The 23,017-nt window shown below is 73.4% G+C and carries 20 protein-coding genes; 9 read left to right on the top strand and 11 right to left on the bottom strand.

Going from position 1 to position 23,017, the window contains the following annotated elements:
* Nucleotides 1–3 precede the first annotated feature (3 nt).
* Nucleotides 4–1,092 carry a GH25 family lysozyme gene (locus FHX39_RS10545; RefSeq protein ID WP_183338222.1) on the bottom strand — a complete coding sequence of 363 codons (1,089 nt, stop codon included), beginning with the start codon at nucleotides 1,090–1,092 and terminating at the stop codon, nucleotides 4–6.
* 2 nt (nucleotides 1,093–1,094) lie between these two features.
* Nucleotides 1,095–2,000 (bottom strand): M23 family metallopeptidase, encoded by a 906-nt coding sequence (locus tag FHX39_RS10540; protein WP_183341243.1) that lies wholly within the window; start codon nucleotides 1,998–2,000, stop codon nucleotides 1,095–1,097.
* Between the two features lie 132 nt (nucleotides 2,001–2,132).
* On the opposite strand from FHX39_RS10540, the gene FHX39_RS10535 reads away from it, so the two are divergent.
* The 3 genes from FHX39_RS10535 to FHX39_RS10525 all read left to right on the top strand — a co-directional run bounded on the left by FHX39_RS10535 (nucleotide 2,133) and on the right by FHX39_RS10525 (nucleotide 5,239).
* Nucleotides 2,133–3,386 (top strand): sensor histidine kinase, encoded by a 1,254-nt coding sequence (locus FHX39_RS10535; protein ID WP_183338220.1) that lies wholly within the window; start codon nucleotides 2,133–2,135, stop codon nucleotides 3,384–3,386.
* A complete protein-coding gene (locus FHX39_RS10530) occupies nucleotides 3,383–4,045 on the top strand; it encodes a response regulator transcription factor (RefSeq protein WP_183338218.1) in 663 nt (220 codons plus the stop codon). The genes FHX39_RS10535 and FHX39_RS10530 overlap by 4 nt, the downstream gene beginning before the upstream one ends.
* Nucleotides 4,046–4,204: 159 nt before the next feature.
* Nucleotides 4,205–5,239, top strand: coding sequence for a phage baseplate protein (locus FHX39_RS10525; protein ID WP_183338216.1), 1,035 nt, complete (start codon nucleotides 4,205–4,207; stop codon nucleotides 5,237–5,239).
* A gap of 123 nt (nucleotides 5,240–5,362) precedes the next feature.
* Here FHX39_RS10525 and FHX39_RS10520 read toward each other — a convergent pair whose 3' ends face one another.
* The gene (locus FHX39_RS10520; RefSeq protein ID WP_183338214.1) at nucleotides 5,363–6,208 is read right to left on the bottom strand and encodes a helix-turn-helix transcriptional regulator; all 846 of its coding nucleotides are present in this window, start codon (nucleotides 6,206–6,208) and stop codon (nucleotides 5,363–5,365) included.
* A gap of 102 nt (nucleotides 6,209–6,310) precedes the next feature.
* Between FHX39_RS10520 and FHX39_RS10515 the strand changes: the two genes are divergently transcribed.
* Complete coding sequence (locus tag FHX39_RS10515; RefSeq protein ID WP_183338212.1) at nucleotides 6,311–6,994, top strand: SDR family NAD(P)-dependent oxidoreductase; 684 nt, start codon at nucleotides 6,311–6,313, stop codon at nucleotides 6,992–6,994.
* 171 nt (nucleotides 6,995–7,165) lie between these two features.
* Here FHX39_RS10515 and FHX39_RS10510 read toward each other — a convergent pair whose 3' ends face one another.
* Nucleotides 7,166–7,624: a winged helix-turn-helix transcriptional regulator gene (locus FHX39_RS10510; protein WP_183338210.1), complete on the bottom strand. Its 459-nt coding sequence runs from the start codon at nucleotides 7,622–7,624 to the stop codon at nucleotides 7,166–7,168.
* A 110-nt stretch (nucleotides 7,625–7,734) separates the two neighbouring features.
* On the opposite strand from FHX39_RS10510, the gene FHX39_RS10505 reads away from it, so the two are divergent.
* Nucleotides 7,735–8,433: an SDR family oxidoreductase gene (locus tag FHX39_RS10505; RefSeq protein WP_183338207.1), complete on the top strand. Its 699-nt coding sequence runs from the start codon at nucleotides 7,735–7,737 to the stop codon at nucleotides 8,431–8,433.
* A 29-nt stretch (nucleotides 8,434–8,462) separates the two neighbouring features.
* On the opposite strand, the gene FHX39_RS10500 is transcribed toward FHX39_RS10505, so the two are convergent.
* The 3 genes from FHX39_RS10500 to FHX39_RS10490 all read right to left on the bottom strand — a co-directional run bounded on the left by FHX39_RS10500 (nucleotide 8,463) and on the right by FHX39_RS10490 (nucleotide 12,890).
* Complete coding sequence (locus FHX39_RS10500) at nucleotides 8,463–9,419, bottom strand: glycoside hydrolase family 43 protein (protein WP_183338205.1); 957 nt, start codon at nucleotides 9,417–9,419, stop codon at nucleotides 8,463–8,465.
* A gap of 40 nt (nucleotides 9,420–9,459) precedes the next feature.
* Nucleotides 9,460–11,751 (bottom strand): family 43 glycosylhydrolase, encoded by a 2,292-nt coding sequence (locus FHX39_RS10495; protein WP_183338203.1) that lies wholly within the window; start codon nucleotides 11,749–11,751, stop codon nucleotides 9,460–9,462.
* Nucleotides 11,752–11,858: 107 nt separating this feature from the next.
* Nucleotides 11,859–12,890, bottom strand: coding sequence for a LacI family DNA-binding transcriptional regulator (locus FHX39_RS10490; RefSeq protein ID WP_183338201.1), 1,032 nt, complete (start codon nucleotides 12,888–12,890; stop codon nucleotides 11,859–11,861).
* Nucleotides 12,891–13,023: 133 nt separating this feature from the next.
* On the opposite strand from FHX39_RS10490, the gene FHX39_RS10485 reads away from it, so the two are divergent.
* From FHX39_RS10485 to FHX39_RS10470, 4 genes are read left to right on the top strand one after another with little or no spacing between them, the layout of a single operon-like run.
* Complete coding sequence (locus FHX39_RS10485; RefSeq protein WP_183338199.1) at nucleotides 13,024–14,385, top strand: ABC transporter substrate-binding protein; 1,362 nt, start codon at nucleotides 13,024–13,026, stop codon at nucleotides 14,383–14,385.
* Between the two features lie 3 nt (nucleotides 14,386–14,388).
* Entirely contained in the window at nucleotides 14,389–15,351 is a 963-nt protein-coding gene (locus FHX39_RS10480; protein ID WP_183338197.1) for a carbohydrate ABC transporter permease, read from the top strand.
* Nucleotides 15,348–16,268 (top strand): carbohydrate ABC transporter permease, encoded by a 921-nt coding sequence (locus FHX39_RS10475; RefSeq protein ID WP_332836772.1) that lies wholly within the window; start codon nucleotides 15,348–15,350, stop codon nucleotides 16,266–16,268. The genes FHX39_RS10480 and FHX39_RS10475 overlap by 4 nt, the downstream gene beginning before the upstream one ends.
* Nucleotides 16,268–17,326: a glycoside hydrolase family 43 protein gene (locus tag FHX39_RS10470; protein WP_183338195.1), complete on the top strand. Its 1,059-nt coding sequence runs from the start codon at nucleotides 16,268–16,270 to the stop codon at nucleotides 17,324–17,326. The genes FHX39_RS10475 and FHX39_RS10470 overlap by 1 nt, the downstream gene beginning before the upstream one ends.
* Nucleotides 17,327–17,582: 256 nt before the next feature.
* On the opposite strand, the gene FHX39_RS10465 is transcribed toward FHX39_RS10470, so the two are convergent.
* From FHX39_RS10465 to FHX39_RS10450, 4 genes are read right to left on the bottom strand one after another with little or no spacing between them, the layout of a single operon-like run.
* On the bottom strand, nucleotides 17,583–18,239 hold the full coding sequence (locus FHX39_RS10465) for an ATP-binding cassette domain-containing protein (protein WP_332836771.1): 657 nt from the start codon (nucleotides 18,237–18,239) through the stop codon (nucleotides 17,583–17,585).
* Complete coding sequence (locus FHX39_RS10460) at nucleotides 18,236–18,925, bottom strand: ABC transporter ATP-binding protein (protein ID WP_183338193.1); 690 nt, start codon at nucleotides 18,923–18,925, stop codon at nucleotides 18,236–18,238. Before FHX39_RS10460 ends, FHX39_RS10465 begins: the two co-directional genes overlap by 4 nt.
* Nucleotides 18,922–21,993 carry an FtsX-like permease family protein gene (locus FHX39_RS22115; RefSeq protein ID WP_183338191.1) on the bottom strand — a complete coding sequence of 1,024 codons (3,072 nt, stop codon included), beginning with the start codon at nucleotides 21,991–21,993 and terminating at the stop codon, nucleotides 18,922–18,924. Before FHX39_RS22115 ends, FHX39_RS10460 begins: the two co-directional genes overlap by 4 nt.
* Before the next feature lie 56 nt (nucleotides 21,994–22,049).
* Nucleotides 22,050–22,949 (bottom strand): DUF5996 family protein, encoded by a 900-nt coding sequence (locus FHX39_RS10450; protein ID WP_183338189.1) that lies wholly within the window; start codon nucleotides 22,947–22,949, stop codon nucleotides 22,050–22,052.
* Nucleotides 22,950–23,017: the final 68 nt, after the last annotated feature.

Below are 23,017 nucleotides of genomic sequence, written 5' to 3'. Positions count from 1 at the left end.
TCATCAGTCCCACCGGTCCTCGTTCAGGAACGTCGCGATCGCCCGGTAGGAGTTCGGGCCCATCTCGCCGTCGATCGGGCCGGTGTAGCCGTACGCCGCCGCCTGGCGCTGCCACGCCCGGTAGGTGTTGGCGCCAGGTGCCCCGTCGACCGGGCCGGTGTAGCCCCAGTGCGCGGCGAGGTCGCGCTGGAGCGCCTGGTACGTGTTCGTGCCCGGCTTGCCGTCGATCGGCCCGGTGTAGCCGTCGGAGATCGCGAGCCAGTGCTGCGCCCGCTGCCAGAACACGGTGCCCGGCACGCCGTCGCTCTGCGTGGACGTCTTCGGCAGCTTCGTGGTCGTCGGTGGCGGTGTCGTCGTCCCGCCACCGGCGGCGGTGAACGCGCTAGCGGACGCGCGGTCGCGGTCGAGCTCCTTGACCCCGTAGAGCGCGGCCTTGGAGGTGTACTGGTGGACCGCGTACGAGGGATAGGCCGAGGCGATGTCCGGCGGACCGGTGTACGTGCCGTTGTTCGGGCCGTAGACCGCGACCCAGAGCTTGGCCCCGGTGGCGATGGTCGAGGTCCACGGACCGCGTGTCCGGAGGTCGTTCGCACCGATGTAGAACCAGAGCACGGCGGTCGGCACGCGCCGCTTCACCTCGTCGAGGAAGGTCGTGATCTTGGCGTCGTCCCACAAGGTCTTCGACCCGTCGAGGAGCTCGTCGTCGACGGCGAGGACGTCGCCGGCCCGGTAGCCGTGCAGGTGGTCGACGAAGTAGTCCGCGGCGGCGGTCGGGGTCTGGAAGTCGCCGACCAGCCAGTAGTGGCCGACCTTCATGCCGGCCGAGCGGGCACTGTCGACCTGGCGCGCGTAGTAGGGGCTGACGTACGGGCTGCTGCTCAGCTGGGAGCCGCCGGCCTTGACGACGGCGAACTTCACGCCGGCCTGGGCCGCCGCGGCGAAGTCGAGGTTCGCCTGGCTCGTACCGACGTCGATGCCCTCGAGGGTGGCCTCGGCGGCCGGTGCCGGGGTGGTGCGCAGGGTCAGGGCAGCGCCCGCCAGCAGCAGCGCGACGAGCAGGACGACCAGCCGGCGGGGGAGCGCGACGGTCATGGTCAGTCCCACCGGTCGTCGTTGAGGAACGCGGCGAACCCGCGCCAGGAGTTGGCGCCCATGACGCCGTCCTGGGGACCGTCGTAGCCGTGCTCGGCGGCGAGGCGCTGGACGGCCTTCCAGGAGTTCGTCCCCATGACGCCGTCGATCACGCCCGTGTAGCCGTAGGCCCGCATGGCCGACTGCAGGGCCGCGTACGTGTTCTTGCCCGGCTCGCCGTCGATCGGGCCGGTGTAGCCCGCGGTGAGGCGCAACCAGTTCTGCATCCGCTTGTAGAAGATCGGGCCCGGCTGCCCGTCGTCCTCGGTCGACGTCTTCGGCAGCTTCGTCGAGCCGCCACCGGTGCTGACGTAGTTGAGCGCGTTCACGCGCGTGCCGTTCGGGTCGATCAGGTGCCAGTGGCAGTGCGGTCCGGTCGAGCTCCCCGCGCCGGGCGCGCCGGCCGCGCCGCCGGACCAGCCCACGACGTCCTTCTGCGCCACGGTCTTGCCGTTGGTCGTGAACCGGGACAGGTGCATGTACTGGCTCTTCCAGCCGCCGCCGAGGTTGATCGTCACGGTGTTGCCGCCGGTGCCGTTGTTCGCGATGTTCGTGATCGTGCCGGCGCCGCAGGCGGGCAGCGGCGTCCCGACGGGCATCGCGTAGTCGACCCCGCCGAGCGAGCCGTTGGCACGGTGCTGCGCCCACGTCTGGGTGACGGTCCGCCCCACGAAGGGGTTGTAGATGTTCGGTCCGGCCGCGAACGCGGCCAGCGGCGGCAACGTCACCCCGGCGGCCACGGCGAGACCGCCGATCGAGGCTCCGCGCAAAAGCGACCGCCGCGAGAACCTCGCGGCGCGGCCGTCGTCGGTCTCCTCGGCGGCGCAGCAGCACGGCTCCGTCTCGGACGTCGGGGGGAGCGGGGGCATCGTCGACACGTCGACCTCCTGGTCTCGGCCGTCCGGGGGCGGCCGCTGGCTGGTCCGACCACCGTCCCCCGCGGGGGTTCGTCTGCGCACCCCACGAAAGCGCGGACTTCGAGGCGGTCCTACATTGACGCCGTGACAGGGCTGCCGGTGCCGTGGCTCGACCTCACCGACGTGGCCGGCCGGCGGCCGCACCCCCCGACGTCGCTCGACCGCCGACGTCGCGCGCGGCGTGCGTCGCCCACCTCGACGGCGGTCCTGGTCGAGCAGGCCGCCGCGGTCGGGGTGGCCGCCCTCCGGCTCAGCCTGGTGGTGCAGATGGTTCCCGCCCTGGCGGCGGGTGTGCAGATCTCCGCCCGGCCGCACGCGTACGTGGTCCTCTGGTCGCTCGCCGTGGCCGTCGCCGTGCTCGGGGCCGGGGTCGTGGCCCTGCGTCGGCGACCGCTCCCCGCGCCGCTGGTCTACGCCGACGTGGCCGCCGCCGTGCTGCTGCTCACCCTGGCCGGGGGCACGATCCCGGTCGAGCACAGGATCGGCTCGTGGGTCGGCTGGACGGCGGGCTACGCCCTGACCGTCGCCTGCTGCTCGGGCACCCTGCGCTCGACGCGCGGCTGGCTGCTCAGCCTGGGCCTGGTCGTCGCCGGCTACGTGTTCTACGTCGGGCCGCTGGCGGCCGGCCCGGCGCTGCCGACCGTCATCGCGAACGCGCTCGGCTACGTCGTCCTCGCCTCCACCGTCCGGCTGATCGTCTGGTACCTGCGCAGGATCTCGCTCATCGCCGACCGCGCCCAGGCCGAGGTGGCCCGGCTGGCACGGTTGGAGGAGGAGCACCGCGCGCAGCTCGCGATGCACGACGCGACGGCGGTGATGCAGCTGCTGGCGGACCCGACCCTGCCCGCCGCGCTGCGGGCCCAGCTGCAGACGCAGGCCGTGGCCGAGGTCCGTCGCATGCGCAGCTACCTGCGGCACGAGACCGGCGTGACGGAGGCGCCGGGCTCGGCGCCCGGGCTGCGCGCCGTGGTCGCGGAGGCGTGCGACGGCTTCGCCGACCTCGGGCTCCAGGTCCGCACGGAGCTGCTCGACGACCAGCAGGTGGATCCCGCGACCGCGGCGGCGCTGGTGTCGGCCCTGAGGACCGTCCTGCACAACGTCCGGCGCCACGCGGACGCGACAGCGGTCGTGGTGCACGGCGACGTGGACGAGGCCCGGCGGTGGACGATCACGGTCAGCGACGACGGCTGCGGCTTCGACCTGCGGCTGACCCCGCTGGGGGTGGGTCTGCGCACCCAGGTGGTCGACGAGCTGGCGCAGCACGACGTCGACGTCCACCTCGACTCCGAACCCGGGCGCGGGACACGGGTCGAGCTCAGCGGGACGGCCGGGACGTGAGGCCGCGCGTCGTCCTCGTGGACGACATCGCCGCGCTCCGCGCCGCCCTCCCGGTGCTGCTGCCCGACCTCGACTTCGTCGGGGTGTACGCCGAGGCGGAGGACCTGCTCGCGGAACGTCCGCCCGCCGACCTGGTGCTGCTCGACCTCAAGCTGGCGAACACGAGCCAGCCGTCGGCCGCGCAGGGCCTCGAGGTCGTCCGGCTCGTGGTCGGGGCCGGCTACCGGGTCTGCCTGTACAGCCAGGAAGAGCGCCGCTTCGTGCTGGCCGCGTGCGTCGCCGCCGGCGCGTCCGGGCTCGTGGCCAAGTCCGACCCGCTCGAGGAGACCGCGCGGACCATCGACCGGGTCCTCGCCGGCGAGGTCGTGCTGCCGTCGTCGTTGGTCGGGCTGGCGGAGGTGCTCGTCCGGCGCGGCAACCTGCGGCTGCTGTCACCCCGGCAGCGCCAGCTCCTCGCCGGCCGGGCCCGCGGCAGGACGTACGCCGAGATCGGTGGGGAGCTGCACCTCTCGGAGTCGACGCTGCGCGGCTACTGGACCGACGTCTGCGCCGTGGTCGCCGACCATCTCAAGACGAGCTCCGCCGCCGACATCGAGCGCGCGATGGGGCTCGCCCCGGGTGACCTGCTGTGGCCCGGGGCGCCGGGAGCCTCGACCTGACCCTGTCGCAGCGCGACCCCTCGAGGGTCCGGGGCGTGAAGTCCGCGGATTCGTGGGGTGCGCGACGGACCGCAGCGGGGCAGCGTGAGGGGCACGAGCGTGACCCGCGCACCCCGAGCCGGGAGACCGTGGGCCGCAGCACCCCGAGAGGCCGACCCTGTGACGACGCAGCAGCTCAGCACCACCCCCGACGACCGGGGCATCTCGCGACGTGCCGTCCTCGGCGCGACCGGCGGGCTCGCGCTGGCCGCCGGGACCGGCCTCCTGGGCGTCCCTCGCCGCGCGGTGGCGGCGCCGAGCCGACGGGCTGCCCTGACCTCCGTGGGGTCGTGGGACCTGACGGCCACGTCCCATCCGTTCCTGGAGGACAAGCTCACCACCGACACCCACCACACGATGCAGTCGTTCTGCTTCGACCCGAACAACCAGTGGCTGTTCACGATCGCCCAGCCCAACGGCGGCACGGCGGGCCAGCTGTCCGTCACGCGGCTGAGCTACGGCGGCACGGTCTCCGGCCACATGAACCTCGGTGCGCTCGGCCACGGCGTGTCGATGGGGGCCGAGCGGTCCGGCACGTCGACCTTCCTGTGGACGGAGTACGACTACGACGCCTCGACCGATCGCGGTCGGGGGATCCAGCGCTTCCAGTTCGTCGACGGCGGCACGCCGCGGCCGACCTACCGGGGTAACCCCACCGCCGACGAGGGCGGGGTCAACGTCACCCCCTCGGTCGACCACTGGAACCGCCTGCTCGCGCTCAAGTACACGGTGGGTGGCTCGTCGCGGTTCCGGGTCTACGACCTGGACCGGGCCAGCGCCGGCGACTTCTCGCAGGTGCTCCTCCAGGTCACCCAGCCGGCGCTGGCGGGGACGTTCCAGGGCTGGACGATCTTCGGCAGCTACGTCTACCTGCTGCACGGTGACGCCTACAGCGGCACCAACCCGTCACCCGGCAACACCACGCTCAGCAAGCTCGACCTCTCGACGGGCGCGTACGCGCAGGGACCGGTGCACAGCAACGCGTTCGGGTCGATGACGTCGCGGGAGCCGGAGGGGATGGCGGGCTACGTCAAGGCCGACGGCGAGCACCGGCTCTACTTCGGGTTCGTCGGCCACAGCGGCACCAGGAGCGCCGGCCAGCCCGACGGGATCGACCGGCCCATCAGCATCGCCTACAAGAACGCCTTCTCCTGACGGGGGCTGGACGGCGGTGTCGCCGGGCCTGTCGAAGGGCTCGGCGCGGGTCCACGTCCGTCACCGGCAGCGGGTGGCAGCGCCCCGGACGGACGGCCCCCGCCCCGGCGTGTCCAGCTCTGCTCAGGAGACGAGGGTCTGGGTGCCGAGGACGATCGCGAGGGCGAGCCGTTCCGCGTCCTCGGTGCCCGGCTCGGCGGTGTAGACCATCAGGCGCAGGTCGTCGAGCGCGACGACGAGGGTGTCGCAGTCGAGCGTGATGCGGCCGACGGCCGGGTGCTCGATGATCTTGTGCCGCGTCATCTCCTGATCAAGATCGGGTTCGCTCGAGTCCCACAGCTCCACGAAGCGCGGGCTCAGCGCGGCGAGGTCGTGGACGAGCCGTCCGAGGGCCGGGTCGTCCGGGTAGCGCGACACGGTCAGGCGCAGGTCGGCGACCAGCTGGGCCTCCAGCCGGGCCTGCTCCGCGGGGGTGCTCACGGCTCGGCTCCCGGGCCCGACGAGATGGCGCCAGACCGCGTTGCGCTCGAGGCCCTGCCACGTGGACGTCTCGCCCATCAGCGCGTCGTACGGCGCGTTGGCCACGACCAGCGTCCAGCTCGCGTCGTACACGCAGACCGGGGTCCCGGCGAGCCGGTCGAGCACCCGCTGCACGCTCGGCGCGAGGTGCGACCGGACGACGCCCTGGCCCGGCGGCGCGTGGCCCGCGACGCGGAACAGCAGGTCGCGCTCGGCGTCGGACAGGCGCAGCGCGCGGGCCAGCGACTCCACCACCTGCGCCGACGGCGACGTGGCCCGCCCCTGCTCGAGCCGGGTGAGGTAGTCCGCGGAGATGGCGGCCAGGCCGGCGAGCTCCTCGCGGCGAAGCCCGGCGGCGCGACGGCGGCGACCCGGCGGGAGCCCGACCGCGTCGGGGGTGGCCCGGTCACGCCAGCGGCGGACCAGGTGCCCGAACTCCGACGACGTCACGCTCCCAGCGTGCACCCCCGCCGCCCGCCCTGTCCTGGCCCTGGTGGTCCTACGACAACCGGACGACTGGTCGACCCCGTACGCCCGCCGCAGCCTGGGTCCATGACCACCACACTGATCACCGGGGCCAGCCGCGGCCTCGGCCTCGAGACCGCCCGCCAGCTCCTCGCCGCCGGCCACACCGTCTACCTCGGCTCCCGGGACGAGGCGCGCGGACGCGCGCTGGCCGCGGAGCTCGGCGCGCGCTCCGTCCAGCTCGACGTCACCGACGACGCCTCCATCGCCCGCGCGTTCGCGCAGCTCGGGGCCGAGGGCGGCCTCGACGTCCTGGTGAACAACGCCGGGATCGCGAGGTATGCGCTCAACGGTCCCGATGCGCTCGCCGTCTTCGACACCAACGCCGTCGGCATCATCCGGGTCACCGAGGCCGCCCTGCCGCTGCTGCGGCGTTCCGCGAACCCGGTCGTCGTCAACGTCTCGAGCGCGCTCGGCTCGTTCGCGGCCAACCACGACCCCGCCCGGCCGGCCTCGCAGTTCGCCGCGATCGTCTACGGCGCGAGCAAGGCGGCGGTGTCGATGCTCACGGTCCAGTACGCGCGGGCCGTGCCGGAGGTCAGGTTCAACGCGGTGGAGCCCGGCTACACCGCCACCGAGCTCGGCGACGTCGACCACAGCGCCGGCCAGCCGGTCGAGGTCGGTGCCGCCGTCATCGCCCGCTGGGCGAGCATCAGCGCTGACGGGCCGACGGGGACGTTCCAGGAGCGCGAGGGCGTGCTCGGCTGGTGAGGTCTGGGTCGGGTTCCACAGGTCCCGGGAGCCCCAGGATTTTCACGTTCACGTGAAAAACTGACGCTGAGCACGGCAGATCTGCCGTGGCCAGCGCCAGTTTGTCGTGGTCAGCGGGACCCGGCCGGCAGCGACGCGCAGCCCCTCCGCCTCGTCGGACCGTCGGCTCTGTCAGCTCACCGGGCGATCGAGGCGGGCGGCGACGCGGTCGCGCGGAACGATCCGGCCCGAGCCAGCGGCGACGACCGCGGCCTCGACCGCCTCGTCGGTCTCGGCGTCGACGAAGCGCAGGTCGGAGCGACGCTCGGAGGGGTGGTGCCGGTCGGCCCAGCCGCCGAGGGCGAGCAGCACGGGCCCGAGGTCGCGGCCGGACTCGGTGAGCCGGTACTCCTCGCGGGCGCGGCCGCCGTCGGGCTTGTAGGAGGAACGTTCCAGGACGCCGCTCTCGACCAGCGACGCGAGCCGCGCCGTCAGGATCTCGCGGGGGATGCCGAGCGAGGCCTGGAACTGGCTGAACCGCGTCGACCCGAGCAGCGCGTCGCGGACGACCATCAGCGTCCACTTCTCGCCGAGCACGTCGAGCCCGCGGGCGATGGGGCAGCGTTCGTCGCCGCCGAGGATGCCGAGCATGGGACCAGCGTACCTGGGTCTGGTTGTTGGACCGAGCGTGCTAGGTTCGGATCCTGAACTCAACCACCCGGACCGTCTCGCGCGGTCCGGCCTCGACACAGGAGCACGACATGACCAACCTTCAGGGCGCGACCGTCCTCGTCACCGGCGCGAACGGCGGCCTCGGGGCCGAGTTCGTCCACCAGGCCCTGACCCGCGGGGCGGTGAAGGTGTACGCGACGGCCCGCACGCCGCGCACCTGGGACGACGCCCGCGTCGTTCCGCTCGCGCTCGACGTCACCGACGCGGCGAGCGTCGCGGCGGCCGCCGAGGCGGCGTGGGACACGACCGTCGTCGTCAACAACGCGGGCATCAGCGGGACGAGCAGCCTGCTCGACTCCGACGTCACAGACGTCGAGCACGTGTTCGCGACGAACGTCTTCGGCGCGCTCCGCGTCGCTAAGGCGTTCGCCCCGGTGCTGGCGCGCAACGGCGGCGGGGCGCTCGTCGACGTGCACTCGGTCCTCAGCTGGATCGGGCTGGCCGGCGGCTATTCCGCCTCGAAGGCCGCCTTCTGGTCGATCACCAACTCGCTGCGCCTCGAGCTCGCCCCCCAGGGCACGCAGGTGCTGGGCGCGCACCTCGGCTACACCGACACCCCGATGATCGCCGCGCTCGACGTGGCCAAGTCCGACCCGGCCCAGATCGTGGCCTCGATCTGGGACGCCGTCGAGGCGGGGCAGCACGAGGTCCTCGCCGACCAGATCAGCCGTGACGTCCGCGCCGCGCTCAGCAGCCCCGTCGAGGCGCTCTACCCGTCGCTCGCCTGAGACCGAGGGCGGCTCGAGACAGGACCACCTCAGGCGGGCAGGGGCTGGTCCTGCCAGGTGGGGCCCGGGGTGGTCGGACCGGCGGCGGTCCAGCGGAGCGGGTCGATGCAGAGCTCGCGGGCGCTGAGCGTCTCGTTCCAGGCGTGGTAGACGATCATGTCCGTCCCGCCGAACGTGGTGACGACGCTGTTGTGCCCAGGCCCGCGCACGTGGTCGGGGACCGAGGCGATCAGCCGGCCCGACCCGTCCGCGGGCTCGGTCCACGGCCCCAGCGCGGACGGGGCGCTCGCCCAGGCGACCGCGTACCCCTCGCCGAGGTAGGAGCCGCCGGAGTAGAAGCAGTAGTACGTGCCGTCGTGCTCGCGCACCGACGGCCCCTCGAGCGTGTGCCAGTCGTGGCGGCCGCCGTACATCTGGCGGTCGCGCGCGAAGATCTGCCAGTCGGCGCTGGGGGCGAGGACGGTCGTCGTCGGCCCCAGCGTCGTCATCCCCGACAGCTCGGCGACGGCCAGCTGGGTCCCGACCCGCGGCCCGTCGAGGACGTCGCGGGCGAAGAACAGGAACCAGCTGCCGTCGGCGTCGCGGAACGGGTGCGGGTCGATCGCGAACCGCTCGTCCGGCGTCAGGTCGAGACCGAGGTCGGTGAACGGTCCCTCGGCGGCGTCGGCCACGGCCACCCGGAGGTGGTGGCCGGCGTCCCCGTGCCCGACGGAGTAGTACATCCAGAACCGGCCGTCGGCCCGCGCGACCTCGGGCGCCCAGTAGTCGGCGCCGAGCGCAGGGTCCACGGGCTCGAGCGCGCCCCCGACGGAGGTCCAGCCGACGAGGTCGGTCGACTCCAGCACCCCGAACACGCGGCCCCCGACCGCCGCGCCCGTGCCGTACGCGACGTAGCGGTCCTCGAGCCGCAGCGCGAACGGGTCGGCGAAGTACCCCAGGTGCACCGGGTTGCGGTAGGTGCGTCGCGTGGTGCGGAGCGTGGTCACGTGCCCTCCTTGGGCGGTCGGGGTCCTGCGGTTGAGCGGATCAGCGGTAGAGACGGAAGTACGAGAACTCCGCGGTCGCCCCGACGCCGCCCTGCGAGACGAGCCCGACCTTGACGTCGGACCCGGCCGGGAGCGTCCAGACCCCGCCCTTGACCCACGTCTTGCCGTCACGGCTCGTCCAGCCGCGCAGCTCGTGCTCGCCGTTGGCCGGGTCGACCCGGTGCGTGATTCGCAGCCAGGTCGTCCGGGCCGGCGGGCCGACGATCGTGCCGCCGTTGACGACGCGGCCCGCGTACGGGGTCTCGTGGCCGAACTCGGTCTGCCGGGTGTTGAAGATCGCGACGTGGTCGAGGCGGACGAACTGGTCGTCGTCGACGTACGCGACCAGCCCGGCCTGCTGGTAGTTGCGGACGTCGTCGGTGCCGAGGTCGATCGTCAGCTTCGTCTCGATCGTCCACGGGCCCTCGCCGGGGGAGCGGAGCAGCACGCCGGCGTCGTTCCCGGTGCCGTTGAGGTCGCCCGCCTCGGTCGGCCAGGTCAGCCTGCCGCCGCCCAGCGTCGCCTTCGCGTCCTGGCGGACCCACGACCAGGCCGGGTCCAGCGTGGAGCCGGAGAACGTGTCGCTCGCCGAGCGGTCGAGCCGGTCCGGGACCGGCGTCGCCGCCAGCTTCGTGACCGGCTTCGCCGCCGGCAGAGCGCTCAAGTTGTCGACGTCCACACCGGCTCCCTCGGCCACCGCCCCGGCGCGGTCGACCTTCTTCGTGCTGCCGCGCAGGTCGAGGTCGGCGGTGCTGATCGGGTCACCGAGCCGGGCGTTCGAGATCTCGGCCGTCGCGCTGCCGTCGCGCACCTCGAGGGCGACGGCGTGCCAGGCGTCGGCGCTGAAGGAGTCGGGCAGGTCGGACGTGCTCGTGCGGGTCTTCTGCCCCGGCCGCTGCTGCTGCAGCCGGAGCGTGCCGGCCTGCGGGTCGACGCGAACCCGGACCGTCGACGACCCGGCGCGCAGGCTCAGCCCGTACGCCGTCCCCGAGGACCGCAGGTCGGCCTCGACGCGGGCGGAGCCGCCGACCTTCGCGGTCAGCAGCGACCCTGCCTTGTCGGCGGAGACGTAGCCGCCGGTCGGCGTGCTGGTCTCCTCGCTCCAGGTGCCCGTGGTCTGCCAGCGCGCCGGGACGCCGGAGTCGAACGCGGTCGACCAGCGACCGCCGGTCGCCGGGCCCTGCTGCTGGCCGGTGCTCGGTCCGCGACCGGCGCGGACGACCGGCCAGCCCTTGACCCAGTCCAGCCGGTCGATCAGCATCGGGCGCTGGTTGATGCCGTCGGTGCCGTTCAGGTACGGGTCGGCGCGGTCGAGGGCGTGATAGACGATCCAGTCCCGGCCGGCGAGGTCGGTGGCGACCGCGTTGTGGCCGGCGCCGATCCAGCGGTTGCCGTTCTGGTTGAGCACCGGTGTGCCGCCGGTCCGCGACGCCGTCAGCGAGACGCCCTGGGCGTCGACGTACGGGCCGGTGATCTTCTTGGAGCGCCCGACCTGGACGGAGTAGCCGGTGGTGGGCCCGGCGCAGCAGTTCGCGGTGGAGGCGAAGAGGTACCAGTAGCCGTCGCGGTGCACCGCGTACGCGCCCTCGAACTTGTTGTCGATCCCCACCTGCGTGGGCGTGCCGACGCGGGAGCGGCCGTTCGTGCCGAGCTGCTGCACGAAGACCCCGCCGTAGTAGGACCCGTAGAACAGGTACTGCTTGCCGCCGTCGGTGACCGTGCTCGGGTCGAAGTTCCACTTGAAGTCGTTCGGGTCCTGAGCCGCGTTGTCGCCGGGCCGCGGCTCGACGATCGGGGCGCCCGAGTCGGTCCAGGGACCGGCCGGGGTGGGCGCGGTGGCCATGCCGATGGCGTTGTCGTTCTCGCCGGCGAAGAGCGTGGTCTGCGTGACGACGTAGTAGAGCCGGTACTGCCCGTCGACGTAGCGGATGTCGGGCGCCCAGAGGCCGGCGTCGGCCGTCGCCCAGCTCGGCCGGTTGCTGCTGCTGAACGCCTCGCCCACGTACGTCCACGTGGCCAGGTCGTGCGAGCGCGCGATCGGGATCTGCGCCGGCTCGTCCGGGTCGTCCCCCTCGCGGAGCGGGTCCGAGGTGCCGTACGCGTACCACCAGCCGTCGAGGCCCCGGATGAGCGACGGGTCCGCGAACGTGTCGGCGAAGCTCTTGGACACCGGGTTCGTGAAGGTGGCGCGGTCGACGAGGGGCGGGGCGGCGAGGGCCGGGGTGGCCGCACCGGCCAGCAGGGGCACGACGGCGGCCGCCAGCACGGCCGTCGCTCGGGTCAGACGCTTCATCGCGGTCTCCGTCCGGGGGGACCGCGCCGAGGCGGGAGTGCCAGGCGGTCCGCGAGCACCGTAACCGTTTCTTCAGCGCTGTAAACAGCCGGGCCGGGTCCGACGGCTCAGACGGCCGTCGACTCGCGGATCTGGAGGGTGTGGCCGACCAGGACCTCCTCGGGCGCCACGCTGCGGTGCTCGAGGCGGCGGGCGAGGTGGTCGACGGCGCTGCGGGCGATGGCCTGCTTGTCGGGGGCGACGGTGGTGAGGGAGGGGAGGGCGTAGCGGCTCTCCTCGATGTCGTCGAAGCCGACGACGGCCACGTCCTGGGGCACGCGCAGCCCGGCGTCGGCGAGCCCGCGGATCGCGCCGAGGGCGAGCAGGTCGTTGAGGGCGAAGATCGCGTCGGGCGGCTCGGCCAGCTCGAGCAGCGGCCGTACGGCGTCGGCGCCGGGCTGGCGACGCCAGTTGAGGGCGGTGACGACCAGGGCCGGGTCGTAGCGGATGCCGGCCTCGGCGAGGGCGTCGCGGTAGCCGCGCAGGCGGAGGCGGGCGCTGTGGCCGAAGGGCGGGGGCTGCGCACCGATGACGGCGATGCGCCGGCGACCGGTGGCGATCAGGTGCCGCGTGGCCTCGGCGGCGGCGGCCTCGTTGTCGATGGCCACGTGGTCGGCGAGGTGGGAACCGAGGCGCTCGCCGAGCAGGACCACCGGTACCGAGCCGTAGCGCTCCACGTCGGCGTCGTCGAGCGCGAGCGGGTTGAGGATGACGCCGTCGATGAGGTGCTCGCGGATGCCGCCGACCGCGCTGCGCTCGCGGGCCCGCAGCGCCTGGTCCTGGATCTGCCCGGTCTCGTCGACCAGCACGGTCCAGCCGCGTTCCATCGCCGCCTGGACGACGTGGTGGGCGAGCTCGGCGAAGTACGGGGCGTCGAGCTCGGGCAGCGCCAGCGCGATGACGCCGGACCGCCCGTTCTTGAGGTTGCGGGCGATCACGTTCGGCCGGTAGCCCAGCAGGTCGATGGCCTCCTGCACCCGCGTCCGGGTCGCCGGGCGGACGTGGACGTAGTCGTTGACCACGTTCGAGACCGTCTTCGCCGAGACCCCGGCCAGCCGCGCCACGTCCTCCAGCCGGGCGGCGGGGCGGGTGGTGGTCACCGGCGAACGCTAGCAGCGCGTCGCACCCCCGGCCCTGCCGTTCCCCGGGTCGGTCGGGCTATGGTCGACCCAGCGTTTACAGCGCTGGAAACTGGCTAGTACTTCGGCACGCCTCCAGAAAGACAGGTTCTCGATGACGACAACCACCCCGCTCGACCCCGCCCTCTCGGCGATCGCGGCCGGTTTCAGCCGCCGCCGCTTCCTCGTGCTCGGCGGTGCGGGCCTCGCCCTGGCCGCGTGTGGCGGCGGCGGGAACGCCCCGGGCCAGCCCGCGGCGCCCGACACCGGCTCCGGCGGCGCCAGCTACGGCGGACCGGCCGTGACCCTCGCCTTCTGGAACGGCTTCACCGGTGGCGACGGCGACGTGATCAAGAAGATCGTGAGCGAGTTCAACGCGCAGGCGACCAACGTCAAGGTCGAGATGAACATCTACCAGTGGGCGGACTTCTTCACGAAGCTCCCGGCCGCGGTGAGCACCGGCAAGGGCCCGGACGTGGCCTGCATGCACATCGACGACATCCCGACCAACGCGGCGCGCAACATCATCACGCCGATCGACCAGGTCGCGGCCGCGCTCAACCTGCAGGAGTCCGACTTCTCCTCCGCGGTCTGGCAGGGCGGCACGTACAAGGGCCAGCGCTTCGGCATCCCGCTGGACATCCACCCGCTCGCGCTCTACTGGAACAAGGACGTGCTCACCAAGGCCGGGCTGGACGCGGAGAAGCCGCCGACCAACCGGGCCGACTACGAGTCGGTCCTCGCCGAGCTCAAGGGGAAGGGCACGCAGGGCTTCTGGGTCTCGCCCTTCCAGTTCACCGGCGCCTTCACGTACATGTCGCTGATGTGGCAGTTCGGCGGCGACGCGTTCGACGCCGGCGTCACCAAGGCGACGTTCGACTCGCCCGAGGCCGTCGAGGCGCTGACCTGGCTGACCAGCATGGCCGACCAGGGCTACAGCCCCAAGAACGTCGGGCAGGACGCGGACTACATCGCGTTCAAGAACAGCAAGAACGCGTTCAACTGGAACGGCATCTGGCAGATCAACGACCTCAAGGCGCAGGACAAGATCAAGTGGGGCGTCGGTCCCGTCCCGCAGATCGGGTCGCAGCAGGGCGTCTGGGGCAACAGCCACCAGTTCGTGCAGCTGCGCCAGACCAAGCCCGACCAGAACAAGGTCGACGCGACCCGCTACTTCATCAACTGGGTCAGCCAGAAGTCGGCCGAGTGGGCGACCAGCGGCAAGATCCCGGCCAAGCTGAGCGTGGCCGAGAGCCCCGAGTTCAAGGCGCTCAAGGAGGAGTACTCGCTGGCCCCCGAGGCCCAGTACGTGCACTTCCCGCCGGCGACCGCGGGCATCGGCGACGCGCTGACCGAGCTCTACACTGCGGTGAACAACGCGGTGCTGGGCAAGGCCACGCCGCAGCAGGCCCTGAGTGACGGCGCCAAGAAGGCGACCTCGATCCTGCAGGACAACCTCAAGAAGTACGGCGCGTAGCTCGTGGCCGTCACAGCCGAGACCCAGGTCGGGCCGGCGGCGGTTCCGCCCGTCGCCGCCCGGCCTCGGTCGCGCTCGACGCGCGCGGGTGGCCGGCGGTCCCGGCCGCTGACCGCGTACCTGTTCCTCGCGCCGTACCTGGTGCTGTTCGGGGCGTTCATCATCGCGCCGGCGGTGTACGGGATCTGGATCAGCCTGCACGACTACGACTTCGTGCTGCCCTACAAGCCGTGGGTGGGGCTGGCGAACTACGTCTCGCTCTTCACCCCCGGGTCGCGCGACTTCGGCGACTTCTGGCAGAGCATGGGCGCGACGGGCATCTTCACCGGCCTGAGCGTCCCGTGCCTGGTCGTCCTGCCGCTCGGCGTGGCCGTGCTGCTCAACCGGAAGTTCCCGGGGCGGACCTTCTTCCGCGCCGTGTTCTTCCTGCCGTACGTGCTCGGTGTCGCCGTGATCGGGCTGCTGTTCCGCTACATCCTCGACCCGAACGTCGGGGTCGTGAACTACTTCCTCGGGAGCAACGTCCCCTGGACGACGGACCTGCCGTGGGTGTGGGTCAGCCTCGTCGGGATGACGGTCTGGTGGACGCTCGGCTTCAACGCCACGATCTACCTCGCCGGCCTCACCGACATCCCGCGCGAGCTCTACGAGGCCGCCGAGATGGACGGGGCCAGCCGGAGCCAGCAGTTCTTCAACGTCACGCTGCCCGGGCTGCGGCCGGTGCTGGTCTTCGTGATCACCACGACGATCCTCGCCTCGGCCAACATGTTCGGCCAGCAGCTGCTGCTGACCAAGGGCGCGCCGGGGACCTCGACGCGCACCGCGATCGGCTACATCGCGACCGAGGGCCTCAGCAGCTTTCGCATGGGTGCCGCGTCGGCCATGAGCTACGTGCTCGCGATCTTCCTGCTGCTCATCAGCCTGATCAGCTTCCGCGTCTTCCGTGAACGGCAGGACCAGTCGTGAGCGCCACCACCGCCTCCAGCACCACCGCGCCCACCGTCCGTGGAGCGGGTGACGCCCTCGAGCCGACCCGCCGGGGCCACGGCCCGCGTTCCTCCCCGCTGAGCCGGGTCGCGTTCACGGTCCTGCTCGTCGTCCTGACCGCGGTCTTCGTCGGACCGCTGCTGTGGATGTTCCTGACGTCGTTCAAGACGCCGGACGGAGCGACGTCGATCCCGCCGTCGCTGTTCCCGAGCCCGGCCACGGCCGACGGCTACCGGCCGCTGCTCGACACGAGCAGCCAGACGCCGGTGATCCGCTGGTTCCTCAACAGCCTGCTCGCCGGGGTGGCGAACTCGGTGATCGTCACGGCGACCGCCGCGCTCGCCGCGTACGCGCTGGCCCGGCTGGACTTCCCGGGCAAGCGCGTCGTGTTCGGGGTGATCATCGCGACGCTCTTCGTCCCGGGCTTCGTGTTCCTGATCCCGAACTACCTGATCGTCAACTCGCTCGGCTGGCTCGACACCCTTTGGGCCGTCATCCTGCCGAGCGCGGGCGGTGCGTTCGGCGTCTTCTTCCTGCGGCAGTTCTTCTCGAGCCTGCCGATGGAGCTGGAGGAGGCCGCGGAGATCGACGGCGCCAACCGGTGGCAGACGTTCATCCGGGTCGTGCTGCCGCTGTCCAAGCCGGGCATCTCGACGCTGCTGGTGCTGTCGTTCCTCACCAACTACAACGACTTCCTCTGGCCGGTGTTCGTGCTCTTCAGCCCGTCCACGCTGACTCTGCCGGCCGGACTGTCGATCTTGCAGGGCGCCTTCACGATCAACTACCCGGTCGTCATGGCCGGCGCGGTGATCGCGAGCGTCCCGGCGATCGTGCTCTTCATCCTCGCGCAGCGGAACATCGTCGAGGGCGTCGCGCGCAGCGGGCTCAAGGGGTGATGCGGCGAGGCTGGCCGGCCGCGCTGGTGGCCGTCCTGCTGCTCGTCGCGGCCTGCTCCGGCGGGGCACCGTCCGGGCCGGCCGCATCGCCCACCGAGACGGCAGGAGCCGCCATGCTGAACAACCCCGTGCTCGGACAGGGTGCCGACCCGTTCGTGGTCTTCACCGACGGGCAGTACCACCAGGTCCTGTCGTCCGGCAACGATCTGGTGATGCGCCGTGCGACGTCGTTGGCGACGCTGTCCACCGCACCGGAGCAGACGATCTTCACCGGCGGCGCCGACGGCTCGCCGTGCTGCGAGTGGTGGGCGCCGGAGGTCCACCAGATCGGTGGGCGCTGGTACGTCTATGTCGCCGCGGACGACGGCGACAACGAGAACCACCGCACGTACGTCCTCTCCGCCGACACGATCACCGGCCCGTACGCGTTTGAGGGCCAGCTACAGCTGCCTGGCGACCGCTGGGCGATCGACGCGACCGTCTTCGCCGTCGGCGACGTCTCGTACGTGGCCTGGTCCGGCTGGCCCGGTGACAAGAACGGGGAGCAGGACCTCTACCTCGCGCAGCTCAGCAGCCCGACGAAGGTCGCGGGGAAGGCCGTCCGCATCTCCCGGCCCGAGCTTGCGTGGGAGACCCACGCCGGCGACGTCGGTGTGCTGGTCAACGAGGGGCCGGCCGCATTGGTCCGTGACCGGCGCGTGTTCCTGACCTACTCCGGCTCGGGCTGCTGGACGCCGGAGTACGCGCTGGGCATGCTGACCGCTGACGCGTCGGCGAACCTGCTCGACCCGGCGTCATGGACCAAGTCCCCGGAGCCCGTGTTCGCGCCCGCCGAGGGTAGCGGGCTGTATGGGACCGGGCACAACAACTTCTTCACCTCGCCCGACGGCACGCAGACGTGGCTCGTCTACCACGCGGTGACCACGCCCGAGGGCAGCTGCGGCGACGACCGCGAGGTGTACGCGCAGCCGATCACCTTCGCCGCCGACGGCACCCCGCAGCTCGGTACCCCCAGCGCCGGCGACGTTCCGCTGCCGTCGGGGGACCCGGGTCGGTAGGGCTCGGTCGGTCCGCGTCTTCAGACCGCGGCGGGTAGAAGTGAGTTCTCCGGGTCGAGCTCTGTCGCGTCTTCGGACCGTGGTCTGAAGACGCGGTCGGACCCGTGACCTGGGACGCCGTCTTCCCGCACCGGTCTGAAGACGCGTTCTTAGGTCGGTCACGGCTGACCGTCTTCGCGTACCGGTCTGAAGACGCGGCGAAAGCTCCGCCGCGGCGGAACGTCTGCCCGCACCGGTCTGAAGACGCGGAACCCCGTCAGCGCAGCACGCCCGCGTCGAGGTGGACGACGCGGTCGCAGCGGGCGGCGACGACCGGGTCGTGCGTGGCGAGCAGGACCGCCGTACCGGCGTTGGCGGCCGCGAGGATCGCGTCGAGGGTGGAGGCCCGGTGACCGACGTCCTGCTCAGCCGTGGGCTCGTCGGCGAGCAGGACGTCCGGGCGTACGGCGAGGGCGCGGGCCACGGCCGCGCGCTGCTGCTGGCCGCCGGACAGCTCCTCGACCAGGTGTTCGGCGCGGTCGGCGAGCCCGACCGACTCGAGCGCCTCGTACGCCCGAACGCGCGCCTGGGCGGCGGGGACGCGGGCGGCGAGCAGAGGGAGCTCGACGTTCTCCGCGGCGGTGAGCAGCGCGACGAGGCCGTAGCCCTGGAACACGACGCCCAGGCGCCGGCGCAGGGACGGTTCCTGGGCGAGCGGGCGTCCGTCGAGCAGGACGGTCCCGGACTGGGGGAGGACCAGCCCGGACAGGACGCTCAGCAGCACGGTCTTGCCGGAGCCGCTCGGGCCGGTGAGGGCCAGGCGTTCTCCGCCGTGGACGGTCAGGTCCACCCCGCGCAGGATCTCGACGCCTCCGCGGGAGACGCGGAGGTCCTGCCCGACCAGGGCGACGGGGGCCCGCTCGTCGCCGGTCACGCCAGCCGCCCGTCGAGGATCGTGTGCTCGACGTCGAGCCGGCGGCTGACCTCGTGGTCGTGCGTGACCACGACCAGGGCCGTGCCGCGCTCGTCGCGTGCCTGCAGCATCAGCTCGAGCACGATCTCGCCGGTCGCGCGGTCGAGCTGGCTGGTGGGTTCGTCGGCGAGCAGCAGCGGCGGGTTTCCGGCGAGCGCGACGGCCAGGGCGAGCCGCTGCTGCTGCCCGCCGGACAGGTGCCGTGCCGCCCGGTGGGCGACGGCGCCCAGGCCGACGGACTCGAGCAGGGTGCCGACCTCCGTCGCGCCGCCCGGTCCCGTGCCGCGCTGGGACCGTTGCGCGAAGGCGACGTTGGCCTGCGCGGTGGCGTACGGCAGCAGGTTGCGGCCCGGGGTCTGCAGGACCACGCCGAGCGAGGTGGCCCGGACGCGCAGCAGCCCGCGCTCGGACAGGGCGCCGAGGTCCTGGCCCGCGACCACGACGCGGCCCGACGTCGGGCGGACGAGGCCGGCGAGCAGCGTGAGGAGGGTCGACTTCCCCGCCCCGGACGGCCCGACGAGCGCGACGGCCTCGCCGGGACGCACCTCGAGGTCGACGCCGGCGAGCGCGGTCACCTCCGTCCCGCTGTCGTCGCGGTAGACGTGACCGACCTGCTCGCAGCGGACCACCGCCTCCGACGCGCTCACGCCGGTGCCTCGCGCAGCTGGTCGACGTGAGCGCTGCGCACCAGGCTCGCCGAGCTGATCACGACGGTCAGGGCCAGCACGAGGACCGCGACGCCGACGCTCAGCGCGACCGGCCCGACCTGGACGTCGTAGCGCAGGGGAGGGGCGGTCGGCGCGTCCGAGAACTCGGGGATCGCGGGGAGCGCGAGGGCCGCCGCTACCAGGCCCGACGCCGTGCCGACCACGGCGCCGAAGGCCACGAGCAGCCCCTGCTCCAGGTGCAGGGCGGCGAGCAGCGTGCGGCGTCGCAGGCCGAGGGCGAGCATGGCGGCGAGCTCGTACGTGCGCCGGCGACCGTTGAGGTGCAGCGTCAGGGCGGCGCCACCGCCGGCGAGCAGGGCCGCAAGGCTCGCGCCCGCGAGGAAGAGCAGCAGGGCCAGCTGCGGACCCTGGCGCCCGTAGACGCGGGTCAGCTCCGAGGCCGAGCTCGTGTCGAGGACGGTCACCCCGGCGGCCTCGAGCTCCTGCGGGACGCGCGCGACCGCCGCGGGCGCCACCCAGACGGTCTCGACGTCGCGGGCGACCGACCCCTCGGAGGCACGCCGTACGAGGTCACGGTCGACGACGACCGCGCGGTCGCCGCCGCCGGGGAGGGCCGCGGTCAGCGCGACCGGGTCGAGGGCGAGGGGCCGGGATCCCAGCCCGGCGCTCGTGGTCCTTGCCGCCTCGGCGACGCCCGACGCGACCAGGGCGGGCAGGGCCGCGGGGTGGTCGGCGACCTGCCAGGTGGGGGAGTCGGCCAGGCTCGCGTCGGCCTCCAGCGCGGTGCCCGTCGCGCTCGACGTCGCCGCCGCGGCTCCGGTCCGGACGGGACGCCAGCCCCCGGCCGTCCGGACGGCACCGGGCTTGTCCTGCCAGCCCGCGTCCCCGTGGACCTGCAGACCGGTGAGGACGACGGTGCCGCGGAAGGGGAACAGCGTCGTCCCGGGCCGCTGCAGCCCGACGCCGGCGAGCCGGCAGGTCTTGCCCGCGCACGGCAGGTCGGCCTCGAGCGTCCGACGCCCGACGCCGACGGGTCCGAGGACCACCCGCGTCGCGCCGCCGAGCGCGCTCGGCTGGACGACGTCCGCCACCAGGAGCGGAGCCGCCTCCGCAGTCATCGACGGCACGTCGACGTCGACGCGCAGCCGGTCGCCGGTCAGCAGCACGGGCGGCGCGTCGGTACTGGCCAGGCGTGACGTCAGGTCGGCGAGCGGGGCGGGTCCGAGGTCGGAGCGCCAGAACGCGATGCGGGCGAACCGCTCGGGCTGCACCCCCAGCAGCAGGACCGACGGGGTCCGGGTGAAGTCGGTCGCCGTGCTCACCGCGGTCACCTCGGCGCCGGTCGGGTCGATCCGGTCGACCACCGCGGCGAGGTCGGCGCCGGGCGGGACGTTCACGGTGAGCACCTCCGCCGCGCCGACCTCCGTCCACGCCCGGTCGTGCGCGTTCGCACGCGCGACCGACCACGCGTCGACGCCGAAGACCACCAGCCCGAACGCCACGGTCAGCAGCAGCGCGAGCCGCAGCGTGCTCGGGCGCCGGCCGAGCTGGCGCACCGCGAGCAGGCCCGCGACCCAGCCGCGGCGGCGGGTGGGCCCGTACGCGGCCCGGCACAGCCCCGGCAGCACCCGCGAGCCGACCAGGGCCGCCAGCAGGACGACCAGGCTGGGGGCGACGAGCGCGAGCGGTCCCGCCGGCACGTCCGCCGCGCCCGGCCCGACGAGGGCGACGAGGCCGACGACGGCCACCACCGCGACGGCCGCGTCGACGAGCCACGAGCGCGCCTTGACCCGCCGGGTCGCGCGACGCCACTGCTCGACGACGGGGCGACGCAGCGTCCGGGCCGTGGCGAGGACGGCGCCGACCACCGCTCCCGCCCCGGCTCCCAGGGCGGCCCAGCCCGCCGCCGCGGTGAGCACGACCGGGACGCCGGGCGCGAGCTGCCACCGGGCCAGCGCGACGGTCCACGCCCACGCGAGCAGGAAGCCGACCGGCACGGCGAGCACCACGAGCAGCAGGGTGTCGAGCAGCCCGAAGGCGACCGTCGCGCCGGTCCCGACCCCGCGCAGCTTGGCCAGCGCCACCTCGGGGCCGCGCGCCTCGGCGGCGTTGGCCACGACCAGGAACAGCACGAGCCAGCACAGGACCAGCAGCTGCGCCTCGACCACGAGGACGGGCAGCGTCAGCGCGTCGACGACTCCGATGGCCTGCCGCAGCACCACGGTCAGCGCGGTGTCGCCCTGCACGCCGGTGCTGTCGTCCGGGGTCGACCAGGTGTCGATCTCCTGCTGCAGCGCGGGGACGTCGGTCACGCGGATCCGGTCGAGGTCGAGCAGACGGTCGACGGACGCCGCGCCCGTGGCGCTCGGGCCGGCGGCCTCGACGGTCTCGCGCGTCGCCAGCACGGCGTCCAGGCTCGAGGCGTCGGGGCCGGCGTACGCGGGGCCGGCGCCGCCCGCGTACGCGACGAAGTACGGCCGGCCCGCCCAGTAGTCGCCCGACGGGTCGAGCGGGACGTACGTGCCGGCGAGCAGCACGCGCTGCGTGCCGAGCTGCAGCGTCTGGCCCGCCCGCCAGCCCTGGAGCTCGGCGGTCGAGACGGTCGCCATCACCGAGCCCGGCTGCTCGGGGCACGTCCCGGTCACCAGGCGGACGTGGGCGCAGGCGCCGTCGCGCGAGACCAGCGGTACGCGTTCGGCGAGTGGCCCCGCGTCACCGACGGTGACCGTGGTCTGCAGCGCGGCGACTGGCGCCCCGAGCAGGCGGGCGAGGACGGGCCGCTCCGCCACCTTCGCAGCGTCCGCGGTCACGACCCGGTCCACGGGTCCGTCCGTCATCGGGCCCTCGTAGCGGTCGGCCACCCCGCGGCCCGAGGCCGTGGACTGGGCGAGCGTGTCGCGCAGCACCGACTCCCCGGCCGCGCGCAGGAACAACGGCCCGGTGACGGCCGCGCCGACGACGAGCGCGGCGACGAGGAGGACGGCGAGCGACACCCAGCGCCGGAACCACAGCCCCTGCAGCACCAGGCCGAGGTCGCGCCGCGTCACCCGGCGATCCTAGGGACGCCCGGAGCGGGCCCGGTGGGGCGCGCGGCGCCTCGACTTCAGACCGAGGTCGGCCAGCGGGCCAGGTCGGCGGCGGCGGCGTACGTCTCGCGGAGGAACGCCAGCAGCGTGGCCTCGGGGTCGTCGGCCTCGCGCACGGTCCGGTAGGGCAGGACGAACTCGCCGAGGTCGGCGTCGAACTCCGCGCCGGGCGTGCTGAGCTCCCGCTCCCGGAACCCCTCCGGCTCGGGGTAGGCGTAGGAGTAGAAGACGCCCTCGTCGCGCCCGCCCGGCCAGTAGCCGCAGCTGGAGAGCTCCGCGTCGTACGCCTCCCGCATGACCCAGTCCGGGCAGTTCGGGATGCCGCCGGGGTGCACCGGGCCGGAGCGGCCGGAGAACCGGGTCACGGCCAGGTCGAACGCGCCCCAGAAGAAGTGGACGTTGCTCGCCTTGCCCCGGAACTCCCCGCGGAACCGCGCCATCACGGCGGCGGCCGACACCGTCGAGCGCCAGAAGGCGTTGACGGCCTCCGCGTCGTACGCGGCGTGGACGGTGTCCTCGGCGAACGGGATCACCTCGGGCAGCTCGACCGGGACCGGGTCGAGGGCGACGGTGACGCCGAGGTCGGCCAGGGCTGCGCGGTACGCGGCGTAGAAGTCGGCGACGCTGCGGGGCTCGAGCCGCAGCTCGCGCTGCTGCCCGTCGGTGGTCGTCAGGCGCAGCCGGTGGTCGACGAGGTCGAACGCCACCTCCAGCCCGCCGGCCTCGGTCGGCATCAGCCCGGTCGTCAGCCCCGTGGCGCCCAGCTGGAACGTGATGCCCCACCAGTGGTTCAGGGGCGGGGCCAGCGCGAGCTTGGTCTTGCCCACCACCTGGCTCCAGAGCTGGAGCGTGTCGCGGGTGTCCTGCCAGTCGGCGACCGGGAGCGCCGGCCACCTCGTCTCACGGTCGGCGGCCATGGGGCCAGCCTGTCAGCAGCACCCCCTGAGCCCGTCGAACGCCCCCTGAGCCCGTCGAAGGGGCGTTG

The organism is Microlunatus antarcticus, from assembly GCF_014193425.1.
GTDB lineage: Bacteria > Actinomycetota > Actinomycetes > Propionibacteriales > Propionibacteriaceae > Microlunatus > Microlunatus antarcticus.
Note: the sequence above shows the minus strand (reverse complement) of the source record. Positions and strands in the feature narration are given on the sequence as shown.

Coding starts and splice junctions, on each gene's coding strand:
- FHX39_RS10545 (WP_183338222.1), bottom strand. CDS start 1,092: ATGACCGTCGCGCTCCCCCGCCGGCTGGTCGTCCTGCTCGTCGCGCTG.
- FHX39_RS10540 (WP_183341243.1), bottom strand. CDS start 2,000: ATGCCCCCGCTCCCCCCGACGTCCGAGACGGAGCCGTGCTGCTGCGCC.
- FHX39_RS10515 (WP_183338212.1), top strand. CDS start 6,311: ATGACCACCACACTGATCACCGGGGCCAGCCGCGGCCTCGGCCTCGAG.
- FHX39_RS10510 (WP_183338210.1), bottom strand. CDS start 7,624: ATGCTCGGCATCCTCGGCGGCGACGAACGCTGCCCCATCGCCCGCGGG.
- FHX39_RS10505 (WP_183338207.1), top strand. CDS start 7,735: ATGACCAACCTTCAGGGCGCGACCGTCCTCGTCACCGGCGCGAACGGC.
- FHX39_RS10495 (WP_183338203.1), bottom strand. CDS start 11,751: ATGAAGCGTCTGACCCGAGCGACGGCCGTGCTGGCGGCCGCCGTCGTG.
- FHX39_RS10485 (WP_183338199.1), top strand. CDS start 13,024: ATGACGACAACCACCCCGCTCGACCCCGCCCTCTCGGCGATCGCGGCC.
- FHX39_RS10470 (WP_183338195.1), top strand. CDS start 16,268: ATGCGGCGAGGCTGGCCGGCCGCGCTGGTGGCCGTCCTGCTGCTCGTC.
- FHX39_RS10450 (WP_183338189.1), bottom strand. CDS start 22,949: ATGGCCGCCGACCGTGAGACGAGGTGGCCGGCGCTCCCGGTCGCCGAC.